The organism is Maribacter sp. BPC-D8, assembly GCF_035207705.1.
Classification (GTDB): domain Bacteria; phylum Bacteroidota; class Bacteroidia; order Flavobacteriales; family Flavobacteriaceae; genus Maribacter.
In genome coordinates this window covers 300,821-316,492 of record NZ_CP128187.1, presented here as the reverse complement: position 1 = coordinate 316,492, position 15,672 = coordinate 300,821, and the positions used below count along the sequence as shown (strand labels likewise).

The 15,672-nt window shown below is 33.6% G+C and carries 17 protein-coding genes; 12 read left to right on the top strand and 5 right to left on the bottom strand.

All coding sequences use genetic code 11. The features are described 5' to 3' along the window. The first annotated feature begins 96 nt into the window (after nucleotides 1-96). The 3 genes from QSV08_RS01295 (at nucleotide 97) to QSV08_RS01285 (ending at nucleotide 2,800) form a co-directional block, all read left to right on the top strand. A complete protein-coding gene (locus QSV08_RS01295; protein ID WP_324025867.1) occupies nucleotides 97-1,524 on the top strand; it encodes an amidohydrolase in 1,428 nt (475 codons plus the stop codon). A 126-nt stretch (nucleotides 1,525-1,650) separates the two neighbouring features. After that, nucleotides 1,651-2,145, top strand: a complete 495-nt coding sequence (locus QSV08_RS01290; protein WP_324025866.1) for an RNA polymerase sigma factor — start codon at nucleotides 1,651-1,653, stop codon at nucleotides 2,143-2,145. Nucleotides 2,146-2,149: 4 nt separating this feature from the next. Continuing rightward, nucleotides 2,150-2,800 carry a hypothetical protein gene (locus tag QSV08_RS01285; protein ID WP_324025865.1) on the top strand — a complete coding sequence of 217 codons (651 nt, stop codon included), beginning with the start codon at nucleotides 2,150-2,152 and terminating at the stop codon, nucleotides 2,798-2,800. Here QSV08_RS01285 and QSV08_RS01280 read toward each other — a convergent pair. Together QSV08_RS01280 and QSV08_RS01275 are read right to left on the bottom strand one after the other, a co-directional pair. Further along, a complete protein-coding gene (locus QSV08_RS01280; protein WP_299324494.1) occupies nucleotides 2,797-3,603 on the bottom strand; it encodes a lysophospholipid acyltransferase family protein in 807 nt (268 codons plus the stop codon). The two genes, QSV08_RS01285 and QSV08_RS01280, sit on opposite strands and share 4 nt — an antisense overlap. Nucleotides 3,604-3,629: 26 nt before the next feature. After that, nucleotides 3,630-4,271 carry an NUDIX hydrolase gene (locus tag QSV08_RS01275; RefSeq protein WP_324025861.1) on the bottom strand — a complete coding sequence of 214 codons (642 nt, stop codon included), beginning with the start codon at nucleotides 4,269-4,271 and terminating at the stop codon, nucleotides 3,630-3,632. On the opposite strand from QSV08_RS01275, the gene QSV08_RS01270 reads away from it, so the two are divergent. After that, nucleotides 4,270-4,989: a peptidylprolyl isomerase gene (locus QSV08_RS01270; protein WP_324025859.1), complete on the top strand. Its 720-nt coding sequence runs from the start codon at nucleotides 4,270-4,272 to the stop codon at nucleotides 4,987-4,989. The two genes, QSV08_RS01275 and QSV08_RS01270, sit on opposite strands and share 2 nt — an antisense overlap. Nucleotides 4,990-5,160: 171 nt before the next feature. On the opposite strand, the gene QSV08_RS01265 is transcribed toward QSV08_RS01270, so the two are convergent. Then, complete coding sequence (locus QSV08_RS01265) at nucleotides 5,161-5,772, bottom strand: trimeric intracellular cation channel family protein (protein ID WP_324025857.1); 612 nt, start codon at nucleotides 5,770-5,772, stop codon at nucleotides 5,161-5,163. Nucleotides 5,773-5,775: 3 nt separating this feature from the next. Continuing rightward, complete coding sequence (locus QSV08_RS01260; protein ID WP_324025855.1) at nucleotides 5,776-6,501, bottom strand: RDD family protein; 726 nt, start codon at nucleotides 6,499-6,501, stop codon at nucleotides 5,776-5,778. A 33-nt stretch (nucleotides 6,502-6,534) separates the two neighbouring features. Here QSV08_RS01260 and QSV08_RS01255 point away from each other — a divergent pair, with 33 nt between their 5' ends. The 6 genes from QSV08_RS01255 to QSV08_RS01230 are packed head-to-tail and all read left to right on the top strand — an operon-like array spanning nucleotide 6,535 to nucleotide 12,697. Further along, a complete protein-coding gene (locus QSV08_RS01255) occupies nucleotides 6,535-7,515 on the top strand; it encodes a stage II sporulation protein M (RefSeq protein WP_324025852.1) in 981 nt (326 codons plus the stop codon). Next, the gene (locus tag QSV08_RS01250; protein WP_324025849.1) at nucleotides 7,484-8,422 is read left to right on the top strand and encodes a hypothetical protein; all 939 of its coding nucleotides are present in this window, start codon (nucleotides 7,484-7,486) and stop codon (nucleotides 8,420-8,422) included. The genes QSV08_RS01255 and QSV08_RS01250 overlap by 32 nt, the downstream gene beginning before the upstream one ends. A gap of 1 nt (nucleotide 8,423) precedes the next feature. Continuing rightward, nucleotides 8,424-9,146, top strand: coding sequence for a hypothetical protein (locus QSV08_RS01245; RefSeq protein ID WP_324025847.1), 723 nt, complete (start codon nucleotides 8,424-8,426; stop codon nucleotides 9,144-9,146). Next, nucleotides 9,115-10,368 (top strand): DUF4350 domain-containing protein, encoded by a 1,254-nt coding sequence (locus QSV08_RS01240; RefSeq protein WP_324025845.1) that lies wholly within the window; start codon nucleotides 9,115-9,117, stop codon nucleotides 10,366-10,368. The genes QSV08_RS01245 and QSV08_RS01240 overlap by 32 nt, the downstream gene beginning before the upstream one ends. Further along, a complete protein-coding gene (locus QSV08_RS01235) occupies nucleotides 10,358-11,356 on the top strand; it encodes an AAA family ATPase (RefSeq protein ID WP_324025841.1) in 999 nt (332 codons plus the stop codon). Before QSV08_RS01240 ends, QSV08_RS01235 begins: the two co-directional genes overlap by 11 nt. A 6-nt stretch (nucleotides 11,357-11,362) precedes the next feature. Beyond that, the gene (locus QSV08_RS01230) at nucleotides 11,363-12,697 is read left to right on the top strand and encodes a DUF58 domain-containing protein (protein WP_324025840.1); all 1,335 of its coding nucleotides are present in this window, start codon (nucleotides 11,363-11,365) and stop codon (nucleotides 12,695-12,697) included. A gap of 1 nt (nucleotide 12,698) precedes the next feature. Here the strand turns inward: QSV08_RS01230 and QSV08_RS01225 are convergent, their stop codons facing one another. Continuing rightward, complete coding sequence (locus tag QSV08_RS01225; RefSeq protein ID WP_324025838.1) at nucleotides 12,699-13,115, bottom strand: hypothetical protein; 417 nt, start codon at nucleotides 13,113-13,115, stop codon at nucleotides 12,699-12,701. A 242-nt stretch (nucleotides 13,116-13,357) separates the two neighbouring features. Here QSV08_RS01225 and QSV08_RS01220 point away from each other — a divergent pair, with 242 nt between their 5' ends. Together QSV08_RS01220 and QSV08_RS01215 are read left to right on the top strand one after the other, a co-directional pair. Further along, nucleotides 13,358-14,074, top strand: coding sequence for a pirin family protein (locus QSV08_RS01220; protein ID WP_324025836.1), 717 nt, complete (start codon nucleotides 13,358-13,360; stop codon nucleotides 14,072-14,074). Nucleotides 14,075-14,279: 205 nt separating this feature from the next. Then, nucleotides 14,280-15,656, top strand: a complete 1,377-nt coding sequence (locus tag QSV08_RS01215) for a sensor histidine kinase (RefSeq protein ID WP_324025834.1) — start codon at nucleotides 14,280-14,282, stop codon at nucleotides 15,654-15,656. The last annotated feature ends 16 nt before the right edge of the window (nucleotides 15,657-15,672 follow it).

Here is a 15,672-nt window from a genome sequence, read left to right as displayed (position 1 = left end):
TGAATACTTAACTGCGAAATTAAACAAATGGTATTCTACTTTAAAATAATAATGTGTTTTTAGTATCTTTAAGGTCTAACTCAAACAAACACCAAAATGCGTAAAACCCTTATTTTATTGGCAGTACTAAGTACTTCCTATTATTCGATGAATGCTCAAAAGAGCGAAAAAGATATTATTAAAAATTTAGAGCAGAAAAGTGCCGAATACGGAATTATAGCTCAAAATATTTGGGAATTCGCAGAAATGGGGTATCAAGAAGAAAAAAGCTCTGGTCTTCTTCAACAGACACTACAAGATGCTGGTTTCACTATTAAAAAAGGTGCTGCAGGTATACCAACCGCTTTTATTGCAGAATATGGTAGTGGTAGCCCGGTAATTGCCATTATGGGTGAATTTGACGCCTTACCTGGTCTTTCTCAAAAAGCGGTAGGTGAGAAGGAATCTGCAGGTGCAGCTGCCGGTCATGCATGCGGACACCATTTATTCGGTACCGCTTCTACAGCTGCTGCCATTTCAACAAAAGAATGGTTAGAAGCAAACAAATCTAAAGGTACTATTCGTTTTTACGGTACACCTGCAGAAGAAGGTGGTTCTGGTAAGGTGTATATGGTTCGTGAAGGACTTTTTAATGATGTAGATGTTGCCTTACACTGGCACCCTGGTGCGCAAAATGCAGCAAGTGCAGGCGCAGCTCTAGCAAATAAATCGGCTAAATTTAGATTTCATGGTATTTCTGCACATGCAGCCGCATCGCCAGACAAAGGTCGTTCTGCTTTAGATGGTGTTGAAGCTATGGATATGATGATTAATATGATGCGTGAGCACATACCACAAGAAGCAAGAATTCATTATGTTATTACAGATGGCGGTAAAGCACCGAACGTTATTCCTGATTTTGCAGAAGTTTATTACTATGCTCGCCATAATCGACGCGATGTAGTTATTGAAATTTTTGACCGTATGGTAAAAGCTGCCGAAGGTGCTGCTTTAGGTACAGGTACAACGATGGATTATGAGATGATTGGTGGTACACATGAATTGCTACCAAATCTTACTTTACAAAAAGTGATGCATGAAAACCTATCTGAAGTTGGTGGAATGGAATATACAGCAGAAGAGAAGGCTTTTGCCGATAAAATTGCTAAATCATTAGGTCAAGAAAAAGCAGATCTTGCTACTGCAAAAAATGTACAACCTTACAAGACCGAAGCTAAAGCATTTGGTTCTACCGATGTTGGCGATGTTAGTTTTACTGTACCAACAGTTGGTTTCAGCACTGCTACTTGGGTACCTGGCACACCGGCGCATAGCTGGCAAGCAGTTGCCGCGGGTGGTACTACTATTGGGAATAAAGGGATGATGATTGCTGCAAAAACATTAACAATGACTGCAATAGATTTATTCAAGGATAAAAAACTGATTGAAACCGCAAAGAAAGAATTCATTGAAAAAAGAGGTGCCGATTTTAAATACATTCCTCTTTTAGGGGATAGAGCACCTGCTTTAGATTATAGAAATTAGTTTTACATTACCAGTATATTAAAAAGTGCCAAAGAATTCTTTGGCACTTTTTTTTATGTATTTGTAGATTTATTGTAACAAAAGAAACTATCGATAGACTAACGTGATAAGAACAACCAACCAATAGTGAATAAAGAACTTGAACACAAATTTGTGACCGAGCTGCAGGACAATCAAAATATTGTCCATAAAGTGTGTACCCTGTATACAAATGACCGCGACTCACACAATGATCTGTTTCAAGAAATAACTATTCAATTATGGAAAGCTTACCCCAAATTTAGGGGCGAAGCAAAGTTTAGTACGTGGATGTATCGTGTGGCATTGAACACCGCCATCACCTTATACCGAAAAAATAAAAGAAGAATTGATACTGCTGATTACGAGTCCATAATTTTTAAGATTAAGGCAGATGAATATGATGAGACCGAAGAATTGCAATTGAAGCTAATGTATAAAGCTGTAAAGCAATTAAATGATATCGATAAAGCATTGGTTTTTTTATATCTGGAGGATAAAAATTATACTGAAATCTCTGAAACATTGGGTATTACCGAAGTAAATGCACGAGTGAAGATGAACCGTATCAAAACAAAATTAAGAACCATTTTGAATCCATAAGCATATGACGGATGAACTGGAATTATTAAAGAAAGACTGGCAGAAGAAGGAATTTGATGTTCCGAAGCTGAGCTATGAAGATATTCACAAAATGATATGGAAGAAATCTTCTTCTATTGTCAAATGGATATTGATTATTAGTATTTTAGAATTTACCGTACCTCATCTTTTATACCTTTTACCTTCAATGCGTGATGGAATGGAAATCTATGATAAAATTGGCGTATCTAAATATCTAATGATTATCTCTGTATTTACGTATGCAGTTGCATTTTACTTCATATTTCAATTCTATAAGCGATTTAAAGAAATATCAGTTTTAGATAATTCTAAAAACTTGATGAAGAAAATTATAAAGACAAGAAAAACAGTAAAGTACTACGTTATTTTTTCATTATCAATGATAATGGTTACCATTATAATTATGATTATTGGTGTTTATTTGAACGATAATATAATTTCGGCTTTCCCAGAATTAAAGGGTAGTCTAGAAAACATATCACAAGAAAAGTTGAAAATCACCGTAATGCTATCCATTGGTATTTTCGGAATAATCTTAACTTTACTAATGGGAGTAATTTACTTTTTACTTTATGGTCTTCTACTAAGAAAACTAAAGAAAAACTATAGCGAATTAAGGCATTTAGCAGTTTAAGAATTTCTCCACTTACGCTGCTTATTTTCCTCTTCTACAGCCATTAAATCCTTCTTGGAGATTACCTTTAAAAATGAAGGATGTTGCTCTATGGCGTATTCTAATTTTTCAATTATAGACTCAGAAGATTCATTTTCATAATCTATTTGTAATGGCTCTTTAATGATTATAGATTGAAGAATTCCTTTTTTCTTGACACGAAGTCCTTTCTTATCAAAAGAACGTCTAAATCCGTCAATTACTACTGGTACAACAACTGGTTTGTACTTTTTAATAATATGTGCAGTACCTTTTCTTAAAGGTTTCCAAGGTGTTGTAGTCCCTTGAGGAAAAGTAATAACCCAACCATCGTTTAAAGCTAAACCAATGCTAGATATATCGCTCATTTTTACTTGACGCTTTACATCTTTACCTTCAGAACGCCATGTTCTCTCAACACTTACAGAACCTGCATAGGCCATAATTTTCGTCAACAGACTTTTTCTCATGGTTTCTGCAGCCGCAACATAATACATGTTCAATTTCGGCTGCCAGATATACCCTAAGTTTTTTATAGAATCTTCTCGCCCACTTAAGCTAGCATTGAATACATGAAACATCGCCACTACATCTGCAAAGTACGTTTGATGGTTACTTACAAATAGTACATTTCTATCTGGCAGGCTTCTAATAATATCAGAACCTTCAATTTCTAACGTATTAAATCCTTTATAGCGCTGATGCGAAAGCAAGGCCAAAATACGAATTAGCCATTTTTTAATATATAAATTATGCCCGAAAGGGTTTTTGTCAAATAATCCCATAGAATGCTAAAATAAATAAATATGCCTTACAACACCTGCTTTAATAACTCTTTAATCTCATTCAACATCATTGCCGTAGCACCCCAAACAATATAACCGTTTAGTTTAAAGGCAGGTACTTCAATATCTACAGCATAAGAGGTTGTTATTTTTTTGGATACAATTTTTGATTCGTCTAAAAAATCTACAATTGGAACTTCTAGAATCAATTCTACTTCTGATTCTTGTTTTACAAAAGGTTTTGGCTCTTTATACAGCCCTATAAATGGCTGAACGATAAAATTACTTGGAGGAATAAAAATTTCTGAAATTTCTTTCACCAAGGTAACATCTTTGGGCTCTACCCCTACTTCTTCATAGGTTTCGCGTAACGCAGTAGTAAGCAAGCCGTCATCTGATTTTTCTACTTTACCACCCGGAAAACCTACTTGGTTTGAATGTACACCTTTATACGTTTTTCTCAGAATCAACAATAGATTGGTGTTTTGATTTACCGATGGATAAAACAATGCCATAACTGCCGCTTTCCTCGGATTCTTTTTCGCCTGATTAATTCGCTGCAACTCTTCTATACGAATTTCTGGAGCCATTTTATGCTGCGAAGCTTCTCCCGGTAGCGGTAGATCTTTTATTTTTGATATTTGTTGTTCAAAAAAATTGAAATCCATGCGTTTACTTAAATTCTATATATTTCTTTCTATTGCAATTGCAGTATTAGCTGGCTGTAAAGATACTTCTAAGAAAGTTGATACGACAACTTCTACGGCACAGACAATTATAGACTCTACTAAAATTACAGAAAAAGAAATTATAAACGACGAGCAAGAAGAAGCTTTTGAACTTACCGAAGACAATGCCATTGATTTCTTTTTCAATTATGAAAAAACTTTAAAATCAAATAAAGTAAAAATTACTACCAATCTTGGCAGTTTTACCATAGAGCTATTTGATAATGTACCTTATCATCGAGCGAACTTTATTTACCTTACTGAAAAGGGTTATTTTGATTATACGCAATTTCATAGAGTAGTGAAAAATTTCATTATTCAAGGTGGTAATTCTGATGATGAGAAAACAGGTAAAAAGAGAAATGACATCGGTAGATACTTATTACCACCAGATACTCGAAAAGGACATAAGCACCACAGAGGTACCGTTTCTATGCCTAGTAGCGAAATGGATAACCCTCATATGCTAGCATCTCCTTTCGAATTTTTTATAGTCGTAACCGATCCTGGCTCATATCATTTAGATAATGAATACACGCCATTCGGTAGAATTATAGAAGGCATGGATGTCGTTGACAAAATTAACAACGTACCTGTTGAAAAAGGAGATTGGCCTTTGCAGAATATCTACATTGAAAAGGCTGAAGTACTAAAATAATAGCTTTTGGCTTTTGGCTTTTGGCTTTTGGCTTTTGGCTTTTGGCTTTTGGCTTTTGGCTTTTGGCTTTTGGCTTTTGGCTTTTGGCTTTTGGCTTTTGGCTTTTGGCTTTTGGCTTTTGGCTTTTGGCTGAATTACGATTATTTAGCTTCGCTAAATATTGTAAAAAAATCACATTTCTTGACGATAGATATTTGGTAGCGAAATTTTAAAACGTACTGCAAGAATTCTAACAATTATTATGGTGACAATAGCCATAGAATAAGCAATAGTGTTATCAATAGGGAATTGAATTAAAAGAAAATAGACCAATCCACCAGTTATACATACCGTAGCGTAAATTTCTTTGTTAAAAATTACAGGAATCTCATTGCATAATATATCACGAATAACTCCTCCAAAACAAGCAGTAATAGTTCCTAGAACTATACACATAATAGGTGACAAGTCTGCCGCTAAACCTTTCTCTATACCTACCATAGTGTACAACCCAATTCCAATAGCATCAAATAAAAACAAAGTTTTTAAAACATATTTCATTCTATTCATAAAGATGATTACCAATATGACTGTTGCAACGATTATCAATAGATGCATTGGTGCATGCAACCATCCTACAGGTTTACTACCTATTAGAATATCACGCAAGGTTCCGCCGCCCACTGCAGTTACAAATGCTACAATTAACACTCCAAAAACATCCAGCTTCTTATCCATCGCTACCAATACACCCGATATGGCAAATGCAATGGTTCCTAAAATATCAATGATGAAATAAAACATTGGTTATAGCTTTTGGGTAAAATAATTATAATCTTTTAAGACCGTATCTAAATACTGCTTATCGTACAAATCTGAATTCGTCTGCAATATACTATCTACTTTATCTCTAAGCGCCTTCATCGTTTTAAAATCATTGCTTTTCTGAGCTATACTAAAGGTTTCTTTGATCAGCCTTACATCTTTATCGGTCAGTATGGTAACATTCACAAATTTAGGTACATAGGTATCTTCCACCTCTTCTAAAATTGTATGAGAAACTTTAGTCTTGTTTTTTGTGCTAATTACTACTGTACCCGCAGCCGCATCACCTAAACGTTGTCTTTTTTCAGAGAATAGAATGGTTAGAAGACCAATAGATCCGACAAAAATCCAAATATCGACCAAACGAAGCATCCATCGAATTAAATAATTACTCCAATTAACCGGTGAACCATCAACCGATACCACCCTCATTTTCATAATCATTTTGCCTACAGTTCTACCATTAAAAATGATATGCATTAACAAACTGTAAAACATTGCAGGTAAAGATATTAAGCCGACGATGCCTCTCTGCGTCCATCCATCATCATAAATATAACCAATGGCGTCACCGATTAAATTCACTAGAACATAATAGAGATACAATATAAATGCATCTATAAAAAATGCCACAATTCGTTCACCTATACTTACAATAGTATAATTAAGGTTCACATTTTGCGTTGTATTGATTTGGAGGTTATTCATTAAGTCTTAAATTTAACAATGTAAAAATAGTTTATGCGCGAAGCTGCTTTTGTGAAGCAAAATAAGGAAAAATGGATAGCATTTGAAAATGCTATAAACCTTGGTGCTACCTCAAACCCAGATGAACTTGCCAATGGCTACATTCAACTTACTAATGATTTAGCCTACGCGCAAACGTATTACGCAGAAAGTAAGACTTTATTGTATTTAAACGGATTAGCTTCACAGGCACACCAAAAAATTTACAAGAATAAAAAAGAAAGTAAAAATCGAATTCTTAGCTTTTGGTTAACTGAATTTCCTCTTTTTTTCAAACAATATCATACCACACTTGGCATTGCATTTTTAATATTTATTATCGCATCTGCCATTGGTTCATTATCTGCTTTGAACGATGCTACCTTTGTTCGTTTAATTTTAGGCGATGCATATGTAAACGAAACCCTTAATAATATTGCCAACGGTGATCCTGCCGCCATTTACAAAGGTGGCAGTGAAATTGGCTCATTTTTAGGCATTACCATTAATAATATTAGAGTTGCATTTCTTGCTTTTGCATTTGGTGTAATTACTAGTATCGGCACTGGTTATATTCTTTTTAGCAATGGCGTTATGCTGGGTGCATTCATTACTTTCTTTTATACGAAAGGGGTTTTCTTTGAGGCAAATAAGCAAATATGGTTACATGGCACCATAGAAATTTCAGTAATCATAATTGCCGGCTGTGCTGGTTTAATTATGGGCAACAGCATACTATTTCCAAAAACATATTCTAGGCGGGTATCTTTTATGAAAGGTGCTAAAGACGGACTAAAAGTTGTGGTCAGTACGATTCCGTTTTTTATTATTGCCGGTTTCATTGAAGGTTTTATTACACGATATACCGGTATGCCCAATTGGCTGGCTTTTTTAATAATTGGCGCTTCTTTATTTCTAATTATATTTTATTACATCGCATACCCGATCATACTTAACAACCAACATGAAAGACAATTACATACCGTTACGGGTTAACCGTGATTTTGGCGGAATAGTATCCGTTTATTTCGACTTTTTTAAACAGAATATTAAAAACTTTACCAATGTTTTTATCAGCTATAATGGTGTTTTTTTAATAGGACTTTTAATAACTAGCTACTTATTAGTATCTGGTTTTTTAGGCATGATTGCGCAAGATTCTAGCAATAATTCTTTTGCAGGCGGCAATGAATTTGAACAGGACTATTATATTTACTTAGGTGTCGGCGGATTTCTATTCGTTATTATTTTCTTAGGTGTTGCCTTCTTAAACTATTCGCTTTCTACGAGCTATATGATAAAATATGTAGAAACTAGAGATGAAAATGTAGATAAAAAAGAAGTTTGGCAACTAGCCAAAAGCCAATTCGGAAATATCTTTGTATTTGTATTATTATTGATACCGATATACTTCATTTATTTTATAGCAGCCATTATTTTAAATATTATACCATTATTAGGTTTTATAGCACAGTACATTGTACAATTTGGTTTAACCGCATGGGTAGGTGTTTCATTTTTTGATATGCTTCAAAAGAAAAAAGGTGTTACCGAAGCATTAGGCGAAGGTTGGAAATTGGTAACCACTAATTTCTGGAAATCGATTGGTGTCAATTTTATCTTAGGTCTTTTACTAGGTATCTTACTAATGATCGCATTAATAGTACCTGGTATTATCGTAGGCGTTTACACTTTTCATGTCGTCGAAAACAATGTAGATTACTCCCACTCTATCGTTTCTACCATAGTTTATACTTTAGGAACTTGTATCGTATTAGTTATTGCGGTGTACGGTCAATGTCTTTCTCAATTTGTAAATGGCTTATTATATTATGCGTTACACGAAAAAACATACAACGAAAACACTAGAGCTACTATCGAACAAATAGGTCAAAACGATTAAGTTGAAGCATACTTTTCTACTCATATTCTTTCAGTTATTAGCGCTATGCTCATTTGCACAGGGCACGAACGATAGTATCATAAAAATTGATTCTTCGTCTGTACTTACTTTAAGAACTATTGACGGTGATCTTTCTAAAAAATATTCGGGCGATGAGTTTAACTATACCTTTAAAACAGGTGAATCTCAAAACCTACTGGCTAGATTTATCAATTGGGTCGGTCGAGGACTGGGAAATATCTTTGGTATTAGTATCTCACCACAGCTTTTAAAAATCATTGAATATATTATTTACTTTTTACTGGTAATTTTAGCGATATACCTCATCGTTAAATTTTTAATCAATGAAAATTTCAATTCGCTTTTTCAGAAAAAAGCGAAAATCATCAACGATATCAACTTAACAGAAGAGCATATAGAAGGTATCGACATTAACGATCTTCTCAGCACTGCTTTAGAACAAAAAGATTACAGACTTGCCATACGTTATCAGTTTCTACTAACACTACAAAAGCTATCTAAAAGCGATATTATAGAATGGCATTTCGATAAAACAAATTCAGACTATTTCAATGAAATTGAGCAACTAGACATAAAAAAAGGATTTAAGAAAGTAGCCTACCTATACGATTATATCTGGTATGGCGAACAGACTATAGATGACATGAAATACACAAAATCTGTTTTAGATTTTGAATCGATCAACAAACAAATTCAATCATAATTTGGGTAAGCGTTCTAAAATAATACTTGGACTTTTGATTGCGGTGCTAATTGGTATCATCGTAACCGAAATAGTACGCCCTAGACCCATAAATTGGAGACCTTCGTTTACTTCTGTATCTAAAATTCCGTTTGGTTGTTTTGTTCTTTATAATGAACTGCCTTCAATATTTCCGAACAGCGAAATTGAATCTGTTGAAAAGAGTATTTACGATTTGCTTATAGAGCGAGATTCTACGATAGCTTCGAATTATTTAATGATCAATGATTTTATCTATTTAGATGAACAAGAAACAAATCAAGTTTTAAAATATGTAGCCAATGGCAATCAAGTTTTTATAGCTAGTAGCAATCTTACAGGGCAATTAGCCGATACTTTAAATATTGAAATTACACAGCAATATGATATACAAGAAGACTCGGTCAGAGCTTCTTTCTCCAATCAAAATTTAAAACAAGAACATTTCTACTTTGAAAGAGGAGTTGATCCTTCATATTTCATTAGTGTTGATACTGCAAACACAGAAATACTCGGACACATACAATTCAAAACTTCTTCATTTTTAGAGAATAATAAGGATGAAATTAAAGTGAGACCCAATTTTATTAAGACAACTTTTGGTGAAGGAAGTTTCATTATTAACACCTTACCCATAGCATATACCAACTATTACATATTGGGTGATAATAAGGACTATAGCACACAGAGTTTATCGTATCTAAATGATCATCATTTATATTGGGATGATTATAAGAAATCTGGCCGAAAAGTTATCACCTCACCTATGCGATTCATATTAAATCAACCCCCATTAAAATGGAGCTATTATTTGCTTGTTGTTGGCTTACTACTTTTTGTAATCTTTAAAGCCAAAAGAGAGCAGCGAATTATCCCTATTATAAAACCTTTAGAAAACTCTTCTGTAGCATTTGCAAAAACTGTTGGATCACTATATTATCAACATAGAGATTATGCTAATTTGAACAATAAAAAAATCACCTATTTTTTAACCTACGTTAGAAATAGATATTATGTAAACACCACTGTTTTAGATGAAAGCTTCATTACTCAATTAAGTGCTAAAGCCGGAAAATCTAGAGAAGAAACAAAAACTCTAATAGACCTCATACTTAGTCTAAAAAATAAACCTATACATACTGAACAAGACTCATTAGCCCTGGTTCAGAAAATAAATACATTTAAACAATCTTATGGAAGATAACACACAAGATGAAAACAACGTAGAATTTAATACGCGCATTGACCTTACCAAACTGCAGGATTCTGTAGCTAAGGTGAAATCTGAATTAGGAAAAGTAATTATCGGTCAACAAGAAATGATCGAATTATTAATTGTTTCTATTCTAGCGAATGGTCATTCTCTTATTGAAGGTGTACCAGGTGTTGCAAAAACAGTGACCGCAAAACTCTTGGCAAAAACAATGAACGTTGATTTTAGTAGAATTCAATTTACGCCAGATCTAATGCCTAGCGATATTTTGGGCACGTCTATATTCAATGTAAAGACTTCAGAATTTGAATTCAAAAAGGGACCTATATTCTCAAATATTATTTTGATTGATGAGATAAACCGTGCGCCTGCAAAAACCCAAGCTGCTCTTTTTGAAGCTATGGCAGAACGACAAATTACTATTGATGGAAATGAATTTCAAATGCAGCCTCCGTTTTTAGTGTTTGCCACTCAAAACCCAATTGAACAAGAAGGCACCTACCGATTGCCAGAAGCTCAATTAGACCGTTTTCTTTTTAAAATAAATGTACACTACCCTACTTTAGAAGAAGAAATACAAATTTTAGAAAACAAGCATCAACAGAAAAATACTAATGTAGAAGCCTTGATAGATTCTGTTCTGTCTGCCGAACAAATTGCTGCTTATCAATTGGTAATAAAAGATATTATCGTTGAAGATAATTTACTGAAGTACATAGCCGCGATTGTCAACAACACAAGAACTAATGCCAATTTATATTTAGGAGCATCACCAAGAGCTTCTATAGCCATACTGGATGCCTCTAAAGCTGTTGCAGCTATCAATGGTAGAGATTTTATAACTCCTGATGATATAAAGAAGGTGGTAGGTCCTATATTAGGCCATAGAATTATCTTAACACCAGAACGAGAAATGGAAGGCTACACCGCAGAGAAAATGATCAGCGACCTTATTCAAACTATCGAAATTCCTAGATAAATTATTGTGAAAAAGGTATTCAAAAATATATTTCTTCAAAAAAGATTCTTTCTGGTATTAACAGGCATCATCATATGCTTTTTAGTGTTCTATATTTTTGAGAATATCTCATTTATTGCCAAACTTCTGTTCTATCTATTTTTAGCATTAATAATTGTAGACATCATTCTTCTGTTTTTATCGAAAGGAAACATAGTTGCTGACAGAATTGTACCTGATAAGCTTTCTAATGGCGATGAAAACAATATCAAAATACAAGTTACTAATCAATACTTATTTTCTAGCAGGGTAAACATTATAGACGAGCTTCCTTTTCAATTTCAGAAACGTGATTTTAATTTTAGGAGTGTATTAAAACCTGGAGAGCAAAAATTTTACACATATAATGTAAGACCTGTTGAACGCGGAGTATATAGTTTCGGGAATTTAAATGTATTCGCTACTTCCCCTATCGGGTTTCTAGCTAAAAAATATACATATGACCAAGATAAGGAAGTACCTGTTTATCCTTCATTTTTACAACTTCGCAAATATGAGCTTTTAGCATTTAGTAATCGCCTACTTGAATTCGGAATTAAAAAAATTCGCCGTATTGGTCATACGATGGAGTTTGAGCAAATAAAAGATTATATACAGGGCGATGATATTCGTAATATAAATTGGAAGGCGACAGCTAAAAGAGGTCAGTTGATGGTCAACCAATTTCAAGATGAAAAATCACAACCTATTTATTCTATTATAGACAAAGGCAGGGTAATGAAAATGCCATTTAACTCACTTAGCTTGCTAGATTACGCCATTAATGCAACTCTGGTCATTAGCAGTATTGCCCTTAAAAAAAATGATAAAGCGGGTATGTTCGCTTTTAGTAATAAGATAGAAAACAGAGTAGTTGCAGAACGTAGAAGCTCTCAAATGAACCTTATTCTTGAAACACTTTATAACCTAAATACTAATTTTGTTGAGAGTGATTTTAGTAGACTATATATTGATGTAAAAAGAAATATACCACAACGAAGTCTATTACTAGTTTATACAAATTTTGAAACCTTAGACGCACTGCATCGCCAATTACCCTATTTGCAAGCCATTGCAAAACAACATTTATTGGTCGTTATTTTCTTTGAAAATACAGAACTTGTTGCATACGCTAAAGAAAATCCAAATAATACTCTTGAAATTTACGAGCAAGCTATTGCCGAGAAATTTATCTACGAGAAACAATTGGTAGTTAATGAACTTAGAAAGTATGGTATACAGACTATTTTAACCAAACCAAAAGATTTGACTATTAATACCATCAACAAGTATTTAGAAATTAAAGCGAAAGGAATTCTGTAATTTATCGAAGAAAATATGCTGCCTGCAGTTCTGAGCTTATATCGCCCGTTCCATTTTCTACGAACGAGGGCAATTGAATCTCATATTGGTTATCTAATTGAGCAACTAAACAACCACAGCTTTTGCCACTGCCATTTCTTCTTCTTGTGTTACTTGTCAATACATCTAATGCCATACCAGCTAAAACACCACCTAACGTAGTATACAAGACGTCTCTAGTCTCCCATTCATATCCTTTTGATTGATCATAAATACCTTCTTTTGCAAGACCTACAACCAAGCTACTGCCAACAGCACCAGCCCATTTCCATCCTTTTTGACCGTTTGATATTTTATCAGCTGCATAACCTCCAGCTACACCAATAACAACTCCGGCGCCAATATGCTTTGCTGCATTTCCTGGATCTTGTGCGCTCAAATTAGTGCTTATAATAAATATAAAAAATAGAATAATAAATTTCATCTTTGGGGAATAGGGAATTTTCATTTCTATAACGCACTTTAGTAAATAAAATTATACTTATTTTTTATTGAGTCAAAGAACTGCTACAAAAAAATAAATATTAGACACATCCTGCTATCACTGTTATTTACAAGGCATAGCAGTGTAAATTTTAGTTATAAATTACGACCAATATGATATCAAAAAAAAATAATAAAATGAAAACTATTTTACATAAATCTGATACCAGAGGTCATGCAGATCATGGTTGGCTAAATTCTTACCATAGCTTTAGTTTTGCAAATTATCACAATGCCGAGCGAATGAATTTCGGAGTTTTAAGGGTGCTTAACGATGATACCGTTGCAGGTGGTCGCGGATTTGGGACTCATCCTCATAGAAATATGGAAATCATATCAATTCCGTTAGAGGGCGACCTTCAGCATATGGACGATATGGGAAATTCAACAGTTATTAAAGCTGGTGATGTTCAAGTTATGAGCGCAGGTACAGGTGTTTCGCATAGTGAACACAACAAAAATAAAGACGCAGAGGTCAAATTCTTACAGATTTGGATTATTCCGAACGAGCAAAGTGTTACTCCGCGTTACGATCAAATCTCGACAAAAGATATTGCAACGAAAAATAGTTTGTATCAAGTACTTTCACCTAACGCAGATGATGCCGGAGTGTGGATTCACCAAAATGCATGGTTTCATCTTGGAGATTACGACTCTGAAACAACTGAGTTATATACTTTAAAACAAAAAGGAAACGGAGTTTACATTTTTGTTTTAGAAGGAGAAATTGAAATTGAAAACCAAAAATTAAACAAACGTGACGGATTTGGAATTTGGGATACCGATACTTTTGATTTTAAAACCAATGGTAAATCAAAAATTCTAGTCATGGAAGTTCCTATGAGTGTTTCATAGTAAAAGGATTAATAGAAAAATAAGTATTAAAAGACACCAATTAAAGGTGTCTTTTCTAATTTTATAAGCTGCTCTTTCTTATATTTAGGTAAAATATGAATCTTTAAAAAACTCCCCCAATTCTTCATATTTTCTATGGCCAGGTTTAATCTAAAAAACTCGACTATTTGACCCTCGAAAAATAAAGTATTTTAAAATTTACAGTTTGTCTAAACAAAACACATCTAATAAAGGCGTAAAAAAAATCAAATTTTTAGATGAATTTGGTTTAATCACCATTATATCTTCAATTTTCACCTTTGCCGTATTCATATATACGCTCCTTTTTCATTCTTATACCGAACAGGTACTGGCATTTATTGTTGCATTAGGTTTCGGAATTGGTTTTATTTTAAATCGTTTAAAACTTCATAAAGCCACTAGAATATATATGACCCTTTTTCCTCCTGTCATATTTATGAGCCTTATATTTTTAATTGGCGGCTTTTTTGGTCAAGCAGTTTCTTTTGCTACAATGGGCTTCTTGGCTTATATAGGTTATCGTAGAAACCCAAGGTTAAGAAATCTAATTATCGGATTTGATATTCTAGCATTTATAATACCTACTATATACATTTCAATATACGAACCCATTTTAGGGATTATAGATGTTCCGTTCGATGAAATTTTTGCATTTTTAGCTTGCCTAGGCTGGCTTTCTCTTACATTTAGCATGTACGATGAAAATAAAACAAGAACATATACCTCCGATTTAGAAAACCATATTACCGCTTTAAAAGAAAGCGAATTAAACCTTAAAAATGCCCAAAACGACCTAAGAAATCAAAACAATAAATTAGCTGTTTTAAACAATGAACTTGAATTAAAAAATACGCATATTGAAGAATTTACTTTTATAGTAACTCACGATTTAAGAGGTCCCCTAAACAATATAAAAGTCATTGCCACAGAATTAGAAAAACAACATTCAGATGCTAACTATGCGAATTTCAGTAACTACCTAAAGCATTTACAAGGCAGCTCTACTAGGCTTACAAATTTAGTAGAAGGTCTTTTGAAATATGCTGAAATCGGGAATTCTAGCGGAATGAAATCTGTAAACATTACTGAAATCATACAGCAAGTAATCGATGATTTATCAGAAAGTATTAAAAATTCTAAAGCAACATTGAATATTGCCGAGATGCCTACATTAATTGCTAGACCTAGTGATATTAGAATGCTTTTTCAAAATTTAATTCATAATGCGCTAAAATTTAAAACTAATAACGGACCGCCTGTTATTGATATTTCGTCTGAAAAAAAAGATAATGAATACCTGTTTAGTGTCGCAGATAATGGTATTGGAATACCCAAAGAGCAACTAGAGAATGTTTTTAATGCTTTTCATAAACTTCATAACCAATCTAAATTTGAAGGATCTGGTATCGGACTCTACGGAAGCAAAAAAATAGTGGATCATCACTTAGGTAAAATATGGGTCGAATCTGAAGAAAATGTAGGTAGCACCTTTTATTTTACTATCAACACCAATTCTTTAGAACATCATAAAACCGAAGAGCATAGCGTAAGTCTCAATTAAATATAACGCTGTAAAA